The organism is Microbacterium phyllosphaerae, assembly GCF_017876435.1.
Lineage (GTDB): Bacteria > Actinomycetota > Actinomycetes > Actinomycetales > Microbacteriaceae > Microbacterium > Microbacterium phyllosphaerae.
Genome location: NZ_JAGIOA010000001.1, coordinates 2,897,977 through 2,913,875, shown reverse-complemented (window position 1 = coordinate 2,913,875; position 15,899 = coordinate 2,897,977). Strand labels below are relative to the sequence as shown.

Annotated in this window: 14 protein-coding genes; 10 read left to right on the top strand and 4 right to left on the bottom strand. The window is 67.9% G+C overall.

From position 1 onward, the window contains the following. Positions 1 to 8 precede the first annotated feature (8 nt). Genes JOF42_RS13735 through JOF42_RS13720 form a run of 4 tightly spaced genes read left to right on the top strand, consistent with a single transcriptional unit; the run spans position 9 to position 2,783 of the window. A complete protein-coding gene (locus JOF42_RS13735) occupies positions 9 to 221 on the top strand; it encodes a hypothetical protein (protein WP_056516419.1) in 213 nt (70 codons plus the stop codon). Beyond that, positions 214 to 858 (top strand): CYTH domain-containing protein, encoded by a 645-nt coding sequence (locus JOF42_RS13730; protein ID WP_210098348.1) that lies wholly within the window; start codon positions 214 to 216, stop codon positions 856 to 858. The genes JOF42_RS13735 and JOF42_RS13730 overlap by 8 nt, the downstream gene beginning before the upstream one ends. Before the next feature lie 54 nt (positions 859 to 912). Then, entirely contained in the window at positions 913 to 2,067 is a 1,155-nt protein-coding gene (locus tag JOF42_RS13725; RefSeq protein WP_210098347.1) for a type III polyketide synthase, read from the top strand. Then, complete coding sequence (locus JOF42_RS13720) at positions 2,064 to 2,783, top strand: methyltransferase domain-containing protein (protein ID WP_210098346.1); 720 nt, start codon at positions 2,064 to 2,066, stop codon at positions 2,781 to 2,783. Before JOF42_RS13725 ends, JOF42_RS13720 begins: the two co-directional genes overlap by 4 nt. A 57-nt stretch (positions 2,784 to 2,840) precedes the next feature. Here the strand turns inward: JOF42_RS13720 and lpdA are convergent, their stop codons facing one another. Both lpdA and JOF42_RS13710 read right to left on the bottom strand, forming a co-directional pair. Continuing rightward, positions 2,841 to 4,238: a dihydrolipoyl dehydrogenase gene (gene lpdA, locus JOF42_RS13715; protein ID WP_210098345.1), complete on the bottom strand. Its 1,398-nt coding sequence runs from the start codon at positions 4,236 to 4,238 to the stop codon at positions 2,841 to 2,843. 9 nt (positions 4,239 to 4,247) lie between these two features. Beyond that, positions 4,248 to 4,898: a copper resistance CopC family protein gene (locus JOF42_RS13710; protein WP_210098344.1), complete on the bottom strand. Its 651-nt coding sequence runs from the start codon at positions 4,896 to 4,898 to the stop codon at positions 4,248 to 4,250. 100 nt (positions 4,899 to 4,998) lie between these two features. On the opposite strand from JOF42_RS13710, the gene JOF42_RS13705 reads away from it, so the two are divergent. From JOF42_RS13705 to JOF42_RS13695, 3 genes are all read left to right on the top strand, one after another. Further along, on the top strand, positions 4,999 to 5,484 hold the full coding sequence (locus tag JOF42_RS13705) for an FHA domain-containing protein (protein ID WP_210098343.1): 486 nt from the start codon (positions 4,999 to 5,001) through the stop codon (positions 5,482 to 5,484). After that, on the top strand, positions 5,484 to 6,170 hold the full coding sequence (gene ftsR, locus JOF42_RS13700) for a transcriptional regulator FtsR (protein ID WP_210098342.1): 687 nt from the start codon (positions 5,484 to 5,486) through the stop codon (positions 6,168 to 6,170). Before JOF42_RS13705 ends, ftsR begins: the two co-directional genes overlap by 1 nt. Before the next feature lie 99 nt (positions 6,171 to 6,269). Then, positions 6,270 to 6,815 carry a MerR family transcriptional regulator gene (locus JOF42_RS13695; RefSeq protein WP_210098341.1) on the top strand — a complete coding sequence of 182 codons (546 nt, stop codon included), beginning with the start codon at positions 6,270 to 6,272 and terminating at the stop codon, positions 6,813 to 6,815. A 90-nt stretch (positions 6,816 to 6,905) separates the two neighbouring features. Here the strand turns inward: JOF42_RS13695 and JOF42_RS13690 are convergent, their stop codons facing one another. Further along, a complete protein-coding gene (locus JOF42_RS13690; RefSeq protein ID WP_210099212.1) occupies positions 6,906 to 7,718 on the bottom strand; it encodes a ParA family protein in 813 nt (270 codons plus the stop codon). A gap of 93 nt (positions 7,719 to 7,811) precedes the next feature. Here JOF42_RS13690 and JOF42_RS13685 point away from each other — a divergent pair, with 93 nt between their 5' ends. The 3 genes from JOF42_RS13685 (at position 7,812) to def (ending at position 13,933) form a co-directional block, all read left to right on the top strand. Then, a complete protein-coding gene (locus tag JOF42_RS13685) occupies positions 7,812 to 11,219 on the top strand; it encodes a pyruvate carboxylase (RefSeq protein ID WP_210098340.1) in 3,408 nt (1,135 codons plus the stop codon). Positions 11,220 to 11,285: 66 nt separating this feature from the next. Continuing rightward, positions 11,286 to 13,442 (top strand): nucleotide-binding protein, encoded by a 2,157-nt coding sequence (locus tag JOF42_RS13680; protein ID WP_210098339.1) that lies wholly within the window; start codon positions 11,286 to 11,288, stop codon positions 13,440 to 13,442. After that, entirely contained in the window at positions 13,442 to 13,933 is a 492-nt protein-coding gene (def, locus tag JOF42_RS13675; RefSeq protein WP_210098338.1) for a peptide deformylase, read from the top strand. Before JOF42_RS13680 ends, def begins: the two co-directional genes overlap by 1 nt. Before the next feature lie 60 nt (positions 13,934 to 13,993). Here the strand turns inward: def and JOF42_RS13670 are convergent, their stop codons facing one another. Then, positions 13,994 to 15,826, bottom strand: coding sequence for an AMP-dependent synthetase/ligase (locus JOF42_RS13670; RefSeq protein ID WP_210098337.1), 1,833 nt, complete (start codon positions 15,824 to 15,826; stop codon positions 13,994 to 13,996). Positions 15,827 to 15,899 lie beyond the last annotated feature (73 nt).

Here is a 15,899-nt window from a genome sequence, read left to right as displayed (position 1 = left end):
GTGAGCACATGGCACTCGCACGACTTCACGGCGGCCCGCTCGACGGGCAGATCATTCCTCTCGGCGACGCGGACGACAAGCTGATCGTCCCCTACAGCGAGACCCAGGTGGTGTACAACCGACGCGGCGAGGAGCAGAACACCGGCGACGCCGACGGCCCCACCGAGATCGACTACTGGTTCGACGAGTCCCTCGAGGACCTCACCCTCACGGATGACTGAGAGCGGCACTCCTTCGCAGCCCGGCTCCGAACCGACCAGGGTCGTCGAGGTCGAGCGCAAGTACGACGTCGACGGGGCCACGCCCCTCCCCGAGTGGGGCGGGCTGCCCGGCGTCGATGCGGTGTCCGGGGGCGAGATGCGCGAGCTCGACGCCCGCTACCTCGACACCGATGACGCAGAGCTGTCGCGCGCCGGAGTGGCGCTTCGTCGTCGCACCGGCGGCCCGGATGCCGGATGGCACATCAAGGGACCCCGCGAGGGCGACGGACGTCTCGAGATCGGCTGGCCGCTGGGTGACGACGACAGCATCCCGGATGCGGTGATCGAGACCCTCTCCCGATGGACGACGGGACGGCTGACGCCACTCGCGCGCATCGAGAACGACCGCACGGCCTACCTGCTCTCCGGTGCCGACGGGGTGATCGCCGAGTTCGTCGACGATCGAGTCCGCGCGACGGACCTCCGGCAGGACGTCCGGCGTGAATGGCGCGAGTGGGAGTTCGAGCTCGGTCCAGCCGCTCCGGCGGATGCGGCAGGGCGTGAGGCTCTGTTCGCCGCCGTCGAGGCGGCGATCTTCGCCGTCGGCGGGCGCGAGGCGTCATCAGGCTCGAAGCTCGCCCGTGCTCTCGGTTTCTGACACACGGCGCAAGCCCCTTCCGCCTCGCCGCGCGATCGTGCTTGAGTGACTGACATGAGCCGTTCCGCCGTCCTCCGCTCGCTGCAGACGATCGTCCCCGACACCGTCATCGAGCAGAGCGAGGTGCGCGACATCTTCGCCTCGCAGCCGGATGTCGGAAGGCTCGCGCAGAGGATCATCGGAGCCTCCTTCAACGGCTCCGGAATCGACTCCCGTCATACCGTCATCGGAGAGCTCTCGTCCGCCGCGCGCACCGACGAGCCGGTCTTCTTCGATCGGGAGTCGGGTCTTCTCCGGTCTCCCGGCACCAAGGTGCGCAACGATCTCTACGTGCGAGAGGCGTCGCGTCTCTTCGTCGAGGTGGCGCGCCGCGCACTGGATGCCGATCCCGACATCGTCGCCGCCGACATCACCCACGTCATCACGGCATCGTGCACGGGATTCCATGCGCCCGGCCCGGAGTACGAGATCGTGCGGGGGCTGGGGCTCTCGGACGGTGTGCAGCGCTATCACCTGGGCTTCATGGGCTGTTACGCCTCGATGCCGGCGCTCCGCGCCGCCAGCCAGTTCTGCGCGGCAGATCCCGACGCCGTGGTCCTGGTCGTCAGCGTCGAGCTGTGCACGGTGCACCTGAGATCGACGGAGGATCCCGACCTGATCGTCGCGAATTCCCTCTTCGCCGACGGGGCGGCCGCGGGGATCGTCACGGCTCGTGATCTTCCGACTCCGACGCCGGGGGTCCGCCTCGACGGCTTCCACACGGCGATCGCCGCCGAGGGTGAGCCCGACATGGCCTGGACGATCGGCGACCACGGGTTCGAGATGATCCTGTCGACCAGGGTTCCCCAGATCATCGGCGAGACCATCATCGGCGCGATCCGCCCGCTCTACGCCCGTGAGGGAGAGCTCGCCGCGGCCTTCGACGAGGGGCGGGTGGGGGATCGGGTGGAACACTGGGCCATTCATCCGGGCGGCAGGAGCATCCTCGATCGGGTGCAGGAGCGCCTGCACCTCACGGATGCCCAGCTGCATCCCGCCCGCGAGACCCTGCGCGTGAACGGCAACATGTCGAGTGCGACGATCCTGTTCGTCATCAAGCGGATCCTCGACGACGGGGCATCGGACGGCTCACGGGTCGCCGCGATGGCCTTCGGCCCCGGACTGACGGCGGAGAGCGCCCTGATGACCGTCGCCACCGCCGCCGCATGAGCCATGACCTCTCGACTCGCGCATCCGATGCGCGTGAGCTCATGGACGACCCCGATGCGGATATCGCCATGCTCGAGCGCACCTACGAGCGTTTCCGACTCGTGAATGCCCTGGTGTCCGGTCCTGGCGTGCTCTACCGTCGTGACATCCGCCCGCGCGCCCGGCGCGGCACCCTCCGCATCCTCGACATCGGGGCCGGAGGCGGCGACGTCTGCCGGATGATCGCGTCGAGGCTGCGGCGAGACGGACTGACCGCCGAGATCACTGCGCTCGATGCGGACGACCGCGCGATCCGGTGGGCCTCCGACCACGACAGAGGATCTGGCGTCCGCTACCGCTGCGCCCTGTCGGGGGACCTCGTCGCGGAGGGAGAGAAGTACGACGTCGTCTTCTCGAACCATGTGCTGCATCACCTCACCGAATCGGAGCTGCAGAGCCTGCTGCTCGACTCTCGGCGACTCGTGGCCGAGGGTGGGCTCGTGGTGCATCGCGACATCGCCCGAAGCAGAGCCGCGTATGCGCTGTACGGCGCGGTGACCTGGCTCTTCTCCGGCACGCTCTTCCGAGGATCCTTCATCCGCGAGGACGGACTCATCAGCATCCGCCGTTCGTACACGCCGAAGGAGCTCGCATCGATCGCACCGTCAGGGTGGTCCGTGCGATTCGGTCTTCCTTCGCGGCTGGAGCTGAGAAGAGACGGCTCCGACCTGCCGTGACGCACGAAGGCCCGGTCACGCGTGAGCGTGCCGGGCCTTCGTGCTGATCCGGTGGGATCAGAAGTTGATCATGTGACCCGCGAGGCCGTGGAAGCCCTCCTGCAGTGCCTCCGACAGCGTCGGGTGCGTGTGCACGTTGCGCGCGAGTTCAAGCGCCGTGAGGTCCCACTTCTGGGCCAGCGTCAGCTCGGGAAGGAGCTCCGAGACGTCGGGACCGATCATGTGGGCGCCGATGAGCTCGAGGTGCTCGGCGTCGGCGATCAGCTTGATGAAGCCGACGGGCTCGCCGAGTCCGTGCGCCTTGCCGTTCGCCATGAACGGGAACGTCGCGACCTTGATCTCGCGCCCCTCGTCCTTGGCCTGCTGCTCGGTGAGGCCGAACGAGGCGACCTGCGGCGAGCAGAAGGTCGCGCGGGGCATCATGCGGTAGTCGCCGAGCGTCTGGGTCTCCGCGCCGCCGATGGTCTCGGCCGCGACGACACCCTGCGCCTCTGCGACGTGCGCGAGCTGCAGCTTGGCCGTGACATCGCCGATGGCGTAGATGCCCTCGACGTTGGTGCGCATGTGGTCGTCGATGTCGATCGCACCGCGCTCGGTGAGCTTCACTCCGGTGGCCTCGAGTCCGAAGCCCTCGATGTTCGGGGCGAAGCCGACCGACATGAGCACCTTGTCGGCCTCGATCGACGACTGCTGCCCGTCCTTGCCGGTGTACGAGACGGTGACCGACGAGCCGTTGTCGACGACGGACTCGACCTTGGTGGAGGTGAGGATGTCGACGCCGTAGTTCTTGTACTGCTTGGCGATCTCCTTCGACACATCGGCATCCTCGTTGGGAAGTGCGCGGTCGAGGAACTCGATGATCGTGACCTTGACGCCGTAGTTCGTCATCACGTAGGCGAATTCCATGCCGATGGCGCCGGCACCGACGATGACGATCGACTTCGGCAGCTCGCGCGAGAGGATCTGCTCCTCGTACGTCACGACGTTGTCGCTGAGCTGGACGCCCGGGAGCAGTCGCACCTTCGATCCGGTCGCGATGATCGCGTTGTCGAAGGTGACCTCTTCGGTCGAACCGTCGGCCTTGGCGACAGAGATCGCCTTCGGGCCGGTGAAGGTGCCGCGACCGTCGTACTCGGTCACCTTGTTCTTCTTCATCAGGAAGTGGATGCCCTTGACGCGACCGTCTGCGACGACACGGCTGCGGTCGAACGCCTTGCCGTAGTCGATCGTGAACTCACCCGAGATGCCGAAGAAGTCGGCCTTGTGGTTGAGCGTGTGTGCGAGCTCCGCGTTCTTCAGAAGAGCCTTGGAGGGGATGCAGCCGACGTTGAGGCACACACCACCCCAGTACTTCTCTTCGATGATGGCGGTGGACAGACCGAGCTGCGCGCTGCGAACCGCAGCGACGTATCCGCCAGGACCTGCACCGAGGATGACGACATCGTAGTGTGGCATGCCTTAAGCCTATCGCTCCGAGGGGGCGCCGGAATCGGCGGGAGCACTGCCGCTGCGCCCGCGGGTCACGAGCCAGACGACGATGCCGAGGATCACCAGCACTCCCGCGATCCCGAGCACCCAGATCATGGTCGTCGCGGGAGACGAGTCGCTCTCTTCCGGCGCGGGGGTGACGTCGGTTCCGGGCCCGGCGGTCGCAGCGGGAGTCGGCTCCGCAGTCGTGGGTGACGCCGTCGGCTCGGCGGTGGCGGTGCTCTCGGTGGCGTTCGCGACCGTGAAGTCGAACTCGCCGGAGGTGGGGTGGCCGTCGCTCGAGACGACCTTCCAGACCACGTGATAGGCACCCGCCGGCGCCTCGGACACGAGGGGCTGGGTGACGACGGCGCCGTTCAGGGTCGGTGCGCCGTCGATGACGGAGTCGCCCTCGGGATCCGTGACGACGATCTCGGTCGCGCCTTCGCCGTCGATCAGCTTCGCGCTGAAGGTCAGGGTGAGCTCGGCGGGAAGGATGTCGACCGTGCTGTCCGCCTCGGGCGACGACGCGAGCAGGCTGTCGTGAGCGGATGCCGACAACGGCGCGAACAGGACGAGGAACGCGGTGAGAAGGGCTGCCGCGAGGGCGGTCGGGGCTGCGGGGAGGCGGCGAGCTGTGGTTTTCACATGCCCAGCCTATGAAGCATCGGTATGCGATGGCTGAGTGTGAGGGGGAGCTCCCGCGAGGGGCCGCGGATCAGTTAGTCTGGAGGACTAGGAGGGCATAGTGACAGACAGCCAGAGCCGATCGGGCGGAGACGCCGCGATCCATCGTCCCGTCGAGCAGAGACACGACGTGACGCAGACGTTCGGGCATGACTCGGACCTTTCCTTCGTGCCTTTCGGCGTGGAGCTCACCGACGTGGAGCAGAGCGCCATCGCGGCCCTTCCCTCCGGTTCCGCACTGCTTCTGGTGCGCTCCGGAGCGCTCGCGGGTGCACGCTACCTGCTCGACACGGACGTGACGACCGTAGGGCGCCACCCGGAGGCGGACATCTTCTTCGACGACGTGACGGTGTCGCGTCGTCACGCCGAAGTGACCCGCACGGGCTCGACCTTCGAGATCATCGACCAGCGTTCGCTCAACGGAACGTATGTGAACGGTGAGCGCGTCGACCGCAGTGCGCTGGTCGACGGCACCGAGCTTCGCGTCGGCAAGTTCCGACTGAACTTCTTCGCCTCCCCGGTCGATCGCGTCGCGGCGACCGACTGATGGCGGCTTCCCCCGCCCGCGAACGTTCGGCGTCCGCGGGTCTTCTGAGCATCGGTCAGGTCCTGGCGCGACTCACGCCGGAATTTCCCGAGCTCACCTCCAGCAAGCTCCGCTTCCTGGAGGTCCAGGGGATCGTCACTCCTTCGCGCACCGAGTCGGGATACCGCAAGTTCTCGCAGGCCGACATCGAGCGACTGCGCCTCGGCCTCACGCTGCAGCGCGATCACTATCTCCCTCTCAGCGTCATCCGCGAGCAGCTCGACGAAGCGGAGGCGAACGGCGAATCGACCGCACTCGTGCCGCCGCCGTCGATCACGCCGACGCCGCGCCGCTACCGTCGCAGTGAGCTGCTCTCTGCTGCCGGTGCGGGGCCACAGCTTCTCAACGACGCGATCAGTACCGGCGTGATCGTCGCCCAGGAGAGCTACCCGGAATCCACGGTCACTCTGCTGAGGGGCTTGGTCGCACTCGACCGCCACGGCATCGAACCTCGGCACCTGCGCTCGCTGCGGCAGGGGGCCGAGCGCGAGGTCGCGCTGATCGAATCCGCGATGTCGTCGTTGCTGCGCCGAACGGATGCCGCATCGCGGGCGAAGGCGAGCGACATGGCTCCGAACCTCGCCTCGAAGATCGATGAAGTGCGTTCGCTCTTCGTCAAAGACGCGCTCGCACGGTTGCTTTCGTAACGAACTGATTGCGACACACCTTCGGCGCGGTGCGGATGTCATTGCCGGTGCCGGAGGCCTGCTCTAGCGTGGAGGTAACAGCTCCAGGGAGGATTTCAGATGAATGCGGATGAGCGTGCAGGCGACCCGCGGTTCGTACCCGAACTCCTCTTCACGGACGGTCTTCCGGCCATGGACGACGAGGTCGGCTACCGCGGTGCCGTGGCTGCTCGTGCAGCGGGCATCACCTACCGTCAGCTGGACTACTGGGCCCGCACCGAGCTGGTGGAGCCCACCGTGCGCGGCGCCAGCGGCTCGGGGTCGCAGCGGCTGTACGGCTTCCGCGACATCCTCGTCCTCAAGCTCGTGAAGAGTCTGCTCGACACCGGGATCTCACTGCAGCAGATCCGCACGGCCGTCGACGAGCTCCGCCGAGCCGGCATCCGCGATCTCGCAGGAACCACGCTCATGAGCGACGGAGCATCCGTCTATCTCTGCACCTCGAACGACGAGGTCATCGACCTCGTGAGTCGTGGCCAGGGCGTGTTCGGCATCGCCGTCGGAAAGGTGCTCCGCGAGGTGGAGTCCACGCTGGTCGCATTCGATGCTACGGCCCCCGACCCCGTCGACGAGCTGTCCGCGCGCCGCTCCAAGCGATCCGCCTGAGCATCCGCGGCCGCGAGCCGCACCCCAGACCCCAGACGAAGAAACGGCCACCCTCGCGAGAGGATGGCCGTTCTGCTGTCTGCGGGGCGGTCAGGCCTGTGCGCCCGAGTCCGCGACCTGGATGCGACCGGTGCGGATGATCCGGTCGAGCAGCTGGTCGAAGTCGGAGGCGAGTTCCTGTGCCGAGTCTCCGGGCCAGATGTGCAGCGGCTTCGCCGCGCCCTGAGCCTGCTGCAGCGATGTGCGCTCGGGCAGCTGCGGAGAGAGGACGAGCGGGCCGAACATGTCGCGCAGTTCTTTGATGCGGAACTGGTGCTCGATCGACTGCGGTCGCACACGGTTCACGACGATGCCGAGCGGCTGCAGGCGAGGGGAGAGGCCTCGGCGGATCTCCTCGATCGCGCGAAGTGCGCGGTCGGCTGCGGCGACGGAGAAGAGTCCCGGTTCGGTCACGACCATGACGCGGTCGCTGGCCGCCCACGCGGTGCGCGTGAGGGCGTTGAGCGACGGCGCGCAGTCGACGAGGACCAGGTCGTAGTCGGCTTCGACCGCTGCCAGCGCCTCTTCGAGCTTCCAGACGTCGCGGACGCTCGGGTGCGGGCCGTCGAAGTTGATCGCGGACGGGCTGCCGATCAGCACATCGATGGTTCCGGGGTGCACCTTCGCCCAGCCGCTCGAGGTGATCGCCTGACGGACGACCTTCTCCTTCGGGTTCGCCAGGACATCGGCGATGTTGAGCCGGCCGGCCACCTGGATGTCCATGCCAGTGGACACATCGGACTGCGGGTCGAGGTCGACGACGAGCGTTCGGACACCACGGGCGAAGGCCGCTGAGGCCAAGCCGAGGGTCACGGTCGTCTTGCCGACGCCTCCCTTGAGAGAGCTGACGCTGAGTACGTGCACGAACACCACGTTACCTTCCCCTAGGCTGGGTGCACACTCAGCCCCGCCCCATGCGCGACGAATCAGGCGTGCATCGAGCCCCCAGAGGTGTGCATGTTCCAGAAGATCCTTGTGGCGAACCGCGGCGAGATCGCGATCCGTGCCTTCCGTGCGGCTTTCGAAGTCGGGGCGAGAACGGTCGCGGTCTTCCCGCACGAAGACCGTGGATCGGTCCATCGGCTCAAAGCCGATGAGGCGTACGAGATCGGCGAACGGGGTCATCCGGTCCGCGCCTACCTCGACGTCGACGAGATCATCCGGGTCGCGAAGGATGCGGGTGCCGACGCGATCTACCCGGGGTACGGGTTCCTCTCCGAGAACCCGGAGCTCGCCGAGAAGGCGGCCGCGAACGGCATCGTCTTCATCGGTCCGCCCGCGAAGGTCCTCGAGATGGCGGGCAACAAGGTCGAGGCCAAGCGTCATGCGATCGAGGCCGGGGTCCCCGTGCTCCGGTCGACCGAGGCATCCGATGACGTCGACGCGCTCGTCGCCCAGTCCGCCGAGATCGGCTTCCCCCTGTTCGCCAAGGCCGTCGCGGGTGGCGGCGGCCGCGGCATGCGCCGCGTCGAGAGCGCTGCCGAACTCGCCCCCGCTCTCGCCGAGGCCATGCGCGAGGCGGCCAGCGCGTTCGGCGATCCGCGGATGTTCCTGGAGCAGGCGGTGCTGCGTCCGCGCCACATCGAGGTGCAGATCCTCGCCGACAAGTCGGGCGAGATTGTGCATCTCTTCGAGCGCGACTGCTCGGTGCAGCGCCGTCACCAGAAGGTGGTCGAGATCGCACCGGCCCCGAACCTCGACGACAGCATCCGCACCGCGCTGCACGGATACGCCGTCGCCTTCGCCCGGTCTATCGGATACGAGAACGCCGGCACGGTGGAGTTCCTGCTGGAGACGGCGGGGGAGCGCACCGGTGAGGTCGTCTTCATCGAGATGAACCCGCGCATCCAGGTCGAGCACACCGTCACCGAAGAGGTGACCGACGTCGACCTCGTTCAGAGCCAGATGCGCATCGCGGCCGGTCAGACGCTCGCCGAGCTGGGTCTCGAGCAGCAGAACCTGCACGTGCGGGGCGCCGCGCTGCAGTGCCGTATCACGACTGAGGACCCCACGCAGGGGTTCCGTCCGGACACCGGCAAGATCACCACCTACCGTTCGCCCGGCGGCGCCGGGATCCGGCTCGACGGCGGCACGGTGCATCAGGGTGCGCAGATCAGCCCGCACTTCGACTCGATGCTGGCGAAGCTGACCTGCCGCGGCCGCGACTTCCCGGCGGCTGTGGCACGGGCGAGGCGTGCGTTGGCCGAGTTCCGCATCCGCGGCGTCTCGACGAACATCCCCTTCCTCCAGGCACTGCTGGACGACGACGCGTTCATCGCCGGCGACGTGAGCACGTCGTTCATCGACGAGCGCCCGGATCTGCTCCGCGGGCGCGAGTCGAAGGACCGTGGCACGAGGATCCTGAACTGGCTCGTCGACGTCACGGTCAACAAGCCGCACGGCACGCACCCGGGCTCGATCGATCCCCGGGCGAAGCTGCCGAAGATCGACCTCGCGGCCGAGCCCGCGGCGGGTTCGCGCCAGCGGCTCCTCGAGCTCGGCCCCGAGGGCTTCGCCAAGAGCCTGCGAGCGCAGAGCGCCCTCGCGATCACGGACACGACCTTCCGGGACGCGCACCAGTCGCTGCTCGCGACACGGGTGCGCACGCGAGACCTCGTGGCCGTCGCGCCGCACATCGCCCGGCTGACGCCGGGACTTCTCTCCGTCGAAGCCTGGGGCGGTGCGACCTACGACGTCGCGCTCCGATTCCTCGGAGAGGACCCCTGGGAGCGGCTCGACAAGCTCCGAGCAGCGCTCCCGAACGTCGCGATCCAGATGCTGCTCCGCGGGCGCAACACGGTGGGCTACACCCCGTACCCGACGGCGGTGACCGAGGCCTTCGTGCAGGAGGCGGCCGCCAGCGGCGTCGACATCTTCCGGATCTTCGACGCGCTCAACGACGTCGAGCAGATGCGCCCCGCGATCGAAGCGGTCCGCAACACCGGCACGGCGGTCGCCGAGGTGGCGCTCTGCTACACGGGTGACCTGCTCAACCCGGCCGAGGACCTCTACACGCTCGACTACTACCTGCGCCTCGCCGAGCAGATCGTGGCGGCCGGTGCCCACATCATCGCCATCAAGGACATGGCAGGACTGCTGCGCCCCGCCGCGGCCGCGAAGCTCGTCACGGCTCTGCGCGAGCGGTTCGACCTCCCCGTGCATCTGCACACGCATGACACCCCCGGTGGGCAGCTCGCGACGCTTCTCGCGGCAAGCGCCGCGGGAGTGGACGCCGTGGATGCGGCATCCGCGCCGCTCTCGGGGACCACGAGCCAGCCGTCGCTGTCGTCGCTCGTCGCCGCGCTTGCGCACACCGACCGCGACAGCGGCATCGATCTCGGCAACGTCTCCGACCTCGAGCCGTACTGGGAGGCGGTGCGCCGTGTCTACGCGCCGTTCGAATCCGGCCTGCCGGGTCCCACAGGACGCGTCTACCACCATGAGATCCCGGGCGGTCAGCTCTCGAACCTCCGGCAGCAGGCCAAGGCGCTCGGGCTGGCGGACGACTTCGAGCTCATCGAGGACATGTATGCCGCGGCCGACCGCATCCTCGGTCGAGTGCCCAAGGTGACCCCGTCGTCGAAGGTCGTCGGCGATCTCGCTCTGCACCTCGCGGCCGTGAAAGCCGACCCCGCGGATTTCGAGGCCAACCCCGGCAAGTACGACGTCCCGGATTCCGTCGTGGGGTTCATGGCGGGTGAGCTCGGTGACCTCCCCGGCGGGTGGCCGGAGCCGTTCCGGACCAAGGTGCTGGCCGGTCGTGCCGTCCGCACAGGGGTCACCGAGATCTCGGCGGAGGACGAGGCGGCGCTGGCGGGCGACAGCGCGACGCGACGTGCGCGACTGAACACGCTGCTGTTCCCTGCGCCGATGCGCGAGTTCACGCAGATGCGGGAGCAGTTCGGCGATCTCTCGGTGCTGGACACCAGCGACTACCTGTACGGACTCGTGCAGGGTCAGGAGCACCTCGTCGAGATCGACCGAGGAGTCCAGCTGTTCGTCGGGCTCGAGGCCATCGGCGATGCTGACGACAAGGGCATGCGCACGGTCATGACCACTCTCAACGGTCAACTGCGACCGGTGTTCGTGCGCGATCGCGCGGTGGCTGTCGACGCCCACGAGGTCGAGAAGGCCGACACTTCGGTGCCGGGCCAGGTCGCGGCGCCGTTCTCGGGAGTGGTGACGCTCAAGGTCGAGATCGGCGCCTCCGTGCGTGCTGGCGAGCCGGTCGCGTCGATCGAGGCCATGAAGATGGAGGCGGCCATCACCGCCTCGGTCGACGGTGTCGTCGAACGGCTCGCCATCGGTGCCACCCAGCAGGTCGAAGCAGGAGATCTTTTGGTCGTCATCAGCCCGGCGCACTAATCTTGTGCGGGCGAGGCCGCGCTCGACGCAGCGCACCCGAGGCCCGCACAAGCTTGGAGCGACAACGTGACCCCGAAGAAAGTGGCAGGAACGCCGGACGAGGAGTCCAGAGGGGTGCTCGACGACGCCGCATCCCTGGACACCTCGGGAATCGGCATCCTCGGCAACACGGCTCAGGTGAGCGTCGTGTTCCCGAAGGACGACGAGGACGAGCTCGAGGACGACGGCATCGTCGACGGTGAGGTCGTCGCCGACCTCATCATCGACGAGCCGGTCGCCGCGGCCAAGGCGGCAGCCGACACTGCCGCCGCGATCGAGACCTCGCAGCCATCACTGGGTTCTGCCCCGATGATCATCGAGCTCCCCGCAGAGCCCATTGAGGCCGCATCGGTGGAGGATGCTGTCGCCGAGCCGGAGTCCGGCACCGACGAGGTGCCCGACGCCGCGGCTGAGGCCGAGGTCGATGTCGATGCCTCGATCGCACCGGCCGCAGAGTCCGAACTCGACGCCGCAGCTGAGCCCGAGCCTGAGCCCGAGCCTGAGCCCGAGCCTGAGGTCGAGCCCGAGCCCGAGCCCGAGCCTGAGGTCGATGTCGATGCCTCGATCGCACCGGCCGCAGAGTCCGAACTCGACGCCGCAGCTGAGCCCGAGCCTGAGCCCGAGCCTGAGCCCGAGCCTGAGGTCGAGCCCGAGCCCGAGCCTGAGGTCGAGGTCGAGGCTGAGGCTGAGGCTGAAGTCGAAACTGAATCCGAGCCCGACCCCGAGCCCGAGCCCGAGCGCGATGTCGAGCCTGTGGTCGCAGTCGAGCCCGAGCCCGAGCGCGATGTCGAGCCTGCGGTCGAAGTCGAGCCCGAGCCTGAGGACACTGCCGAGCCCGTGCCCGTGCCCGAGCCCGAGCCGGAGGCATCGCCCGCGCCTAAGCCTGTGATCGAGCCCGCGATCGCGCAGAAGCCTGCGCCCGAGAAGCAGACTTCCGCTCCGGAAGCGTCCGAGCCCGTCACCTCGCCCGCTCCTGCGGTGCGACCGTCGCCCACGTCCCCGTCGACCGACACTGTCGCGGCGCAGGCCGCGGCAGCCGCAGCGTTCGTCGCCAAGGCGCGCGCCGACGTCGAGGCGGGCCCCACGTCGCGGAGGTCGGCAGCGGCATCGCTCGCTCAGAAGGAGAGCCCGTCAGTGGACGCATCGAAGCCCAAGACCGTCGCCACTCAGGCGACCCGAGCGGGTCGCGCCGAGGTGCAGCTCGCCGCGAAGCGACTTGACGATCTCGGCGACTCTTCGCGCGAGAGCGCCGACCTGCTCACCGCGGATCGGCTGCTCGACCCGCATCGACTCACGAAGCCGGAGCCGGAGGGCGCGTGGAGTCATTTCCTCTACACGATCTCCGGCCGGAGGATCAACATCGGAGACGGTCGCCGTGCGCGTGAGCGCAAGGCGCTGAGCGCGCGGATCGCCGCGCCGATCGTCGGCGGGGCGCGGTTCGTCCCCGTCCTCTCGCGCAAGGGCGGTGTGGGCAAGACGACCATCACGGCGTTGCTCGGCATGGCTCTCGCTGACGCGCGCGATGACCGCGTGATCGCCGTGGACGCCAACCCCGACCGCGGCACCCTCGCCGATCGCGTCGTGCGCCCGCATCACAACAAGTCCGTGCGCGACCTCGTGCGCATCCACGACGAGGTCAAGGGCTATCACGACATCTCCGCGATCGTCGCACGCGATGCCACTCGCCTCGACGTGCTCGCCTCGGATTCGGATCCACGGATCGCCGAGGCCTTCAGCGACGACGACTACCGTGACGTGGCCGGTGTCGCTGCCCACTACTACTCGCTCGTGCTCACCGACACCGGAACGGGCATCGTCCATTCGGTGATGTCGGCGACGCTCGACCTCGCCGATCAGATCGTGATCGTGTCGGGGCTCAGCGTCGATGAGGCGCGTCTCGCGTCCGAGACGTTGACCTGGCTGGAGAGCAACGGGTATGCCGAGCAGGCTCGTGATGCGGTGGTCGTGCTGAACCAGTCGACACCCGGTGCACCGCTGGTGCGTCTCAACGAACTCGAGACCCATTTCCGCACACGCGCGAAGAAGGTGGTGCGGATGCCGTACGACGCCCAGATCGCCGGTGGCGGAACCATCGTGTTCGCGAACCTTCAGCCCGAGACGCGGGTCGCAGCTCGTGAGCTCGCCGCGCTTCTGGTCGAGGGACTCCGGGCGAAGGGAGCCTGATGTCCATCCGTGAGATCCGGGTCTTCGGAGACCCCGTGCTCCGCACCGTCTGCACACCGATCGACCAGATCGATGACGGAGTGCGCGCTCTCGTCGCCGACCTCATCGACACCGTGGAGGTGCCGGGGCGTGCCGGTGTCGCGGCTCCGCAGATCGGCGTCGCCGTTCGGGCGTTCAGCTACAACATCGACGGCGACATCGGCTACGTGCTCAACCCGGTGCTGACCGAGGTCCGCGGCGAGCCCGTGCCGACGGGGGAGGGGTGCCTGTCTGTTCCCGGTCTCTGGCACGATGCGCTTCGCCACCCGTGGGCGCGCGTCGAGGGCATCGATCTCGACGGCGAGCCCGTGGTACTCGAGGGCGACGGTCTTCTGGCGCAGGCGCTGCAGCACGAGACGGATCACCTCGACGGCAAGCTGTACCTGACCCGCCTCGACGCCGAGACCCGCAAGCGCGCGATGCGCGAGGTGCGCGAGAGCTCCTGGTTCTGACTCGCACCTGTATATGAGAAGGGCCCCGCCGAAGCGGGGCCCTTCTCATATACAGGGGCCTCAGCCCCCGATGGCGACGTTGGTCGTCGAAACGGGCTCGTCGTAGATCGCGGCCACCTCGTCGGCGAAGTCGCTCATGATCACGTTCCGCTTGATGGACAGCTTGGGGGTGAGGTGACCCGATGCCTCAGTCCACTCGCTGTCGAGGATCGTGAACTTCCGGATGGACTCGGCGCGCGAGACGCGAGCATTGGCAGCATCCACCGCCTTCTGGATCTCCGCACGTACCGCGTCGTTCTTCGCGGCCACGGCGAGCGACATGTCCTTGTCGAGACCGGCGTTCGCGAGCCAGGTGGGAAGCATCTCGGAGTCGAGCGTGATCAGCGCCGAGATGAACGGGCGCTGGTCGCCCACGACGACGACCTGACCGATGATCGGGTTGGCTCGGATCGGGTCCTCGAGTGCGGCGGGCGCGACGTTCTTGCCGCCGGCCGTGACGATGATCTCCTTCTTGCGGCCGGTGATCGTGAGGAAGCCCTCGGAGTCGAAGTTGCCGATGTCTCCGGTGTGGAACCAGCCGCCCTCGCTGAATGCCTCGGCCGTGGCCTCGGGGTTGTTCCAGTACTCCTTGAAGACGTTGACGCCTCGGACCTCGATCTCGCCGTCATCCGCGAGTCGTACGCCGACGCCGGGGAGAGCGGGGCCGACTGTGCCGATCTTCGACTTGTCGGCGAGGTTCACCGTGGCCGGAGCCGTGGTCTCGGTGAGACCGTAGCCCTCGAGGATCACGACGCCGAGGCTGTGGAAGAAGTGACCGAGTCGCGCGCCGAGCGGAGCGGATCCCGAGACGGCGTAGACGATCCTGCCGCCCATCGCTTCGCGCAGCTTGCTGTAGACGAGCTTGTTGAACAGGGCGAACTTGAGCCGGGTCCCGAACGGGACGCTCTTTCCCGCTTCGAGCAGCTTGGAGTGCTCGATGGCGACGTCCGCCGCCGCCCGGAAGATCTTGCCCTTGCCGCCGGCCTCGGCCTTCTGCTCGGCCGAGTTGTAGACCTTCTCGAACACGCGCGGCACGGCGAGGAGGAAGGTCGGCTTGAAGGACCCGAGTGCCGGCAGCAGCTGTCGGGTGTCGGGCTGGTGCCCGGTGCGGACGCCCGCGTGGATGTTCAGGATCGAGATGAAACGAGCGAAGACGTGCGCAGTCGTGATGAACAGCAGGGTCGAGGATCCGGGGGTCTGGACGACCGCGTCCAACGCCTTGGCCGAGTTGCGCGAGAGCTCGACGAAGTTGCTGTGCGTGAGCACGCAGCCCTTGGGGCGACCCGTCGACCCGGACGTGTAGATGAGCGTCGCGATGTCGGATCCGACGGCGATGTTGCGGAGACGCTCGATCTCGGCGTCGGTCACCGACTTTCCCTGGGCGGTCAGCGTGTCGATGGCCCCGAGGTGAAGCTGCCAGACCTCGCGGAGCAGGGGGAGGTCGCCGCGGACCTCGTCGAGCCGAGCGAAGTGCTCGGGGGACTCGACCATGACGGCGATCGCGCCGGAGTCTTCGAGGATCCACTGGATCTGCGACGGTGAGCTGGTCTCGTAGATCGGGACCATCACCGCGCCGGCGTAGAAGAGCGCGAAGTCGACCAGGGTCCACTCGTAGGTGGTGCGGGCGAGGAAGCCCACCTTCTCGCCCGGCTGGATGCCGGCAGCGACGAAGCCCTTCGCGAGCGCGATCACCGCGGTCTGGAAATCGGCGGCGGAGATGTCACGCCATCCGTCTCCGTCGGGAACCGCGAACAGAGGACGATCCGGCGTGGCCTCGACGCGCTTCGCCAGCAGGTCGGCGATGTTCGCATCGGGATCGGCGGGGACGACGGCGGGGACTTCAAACTGGACCACGGCAGCTCCTTCGGTACCGGTCGGGCACTGGGTTGCACACGAGTCTAGGGCATGACACCCGGTCGCACTTCTG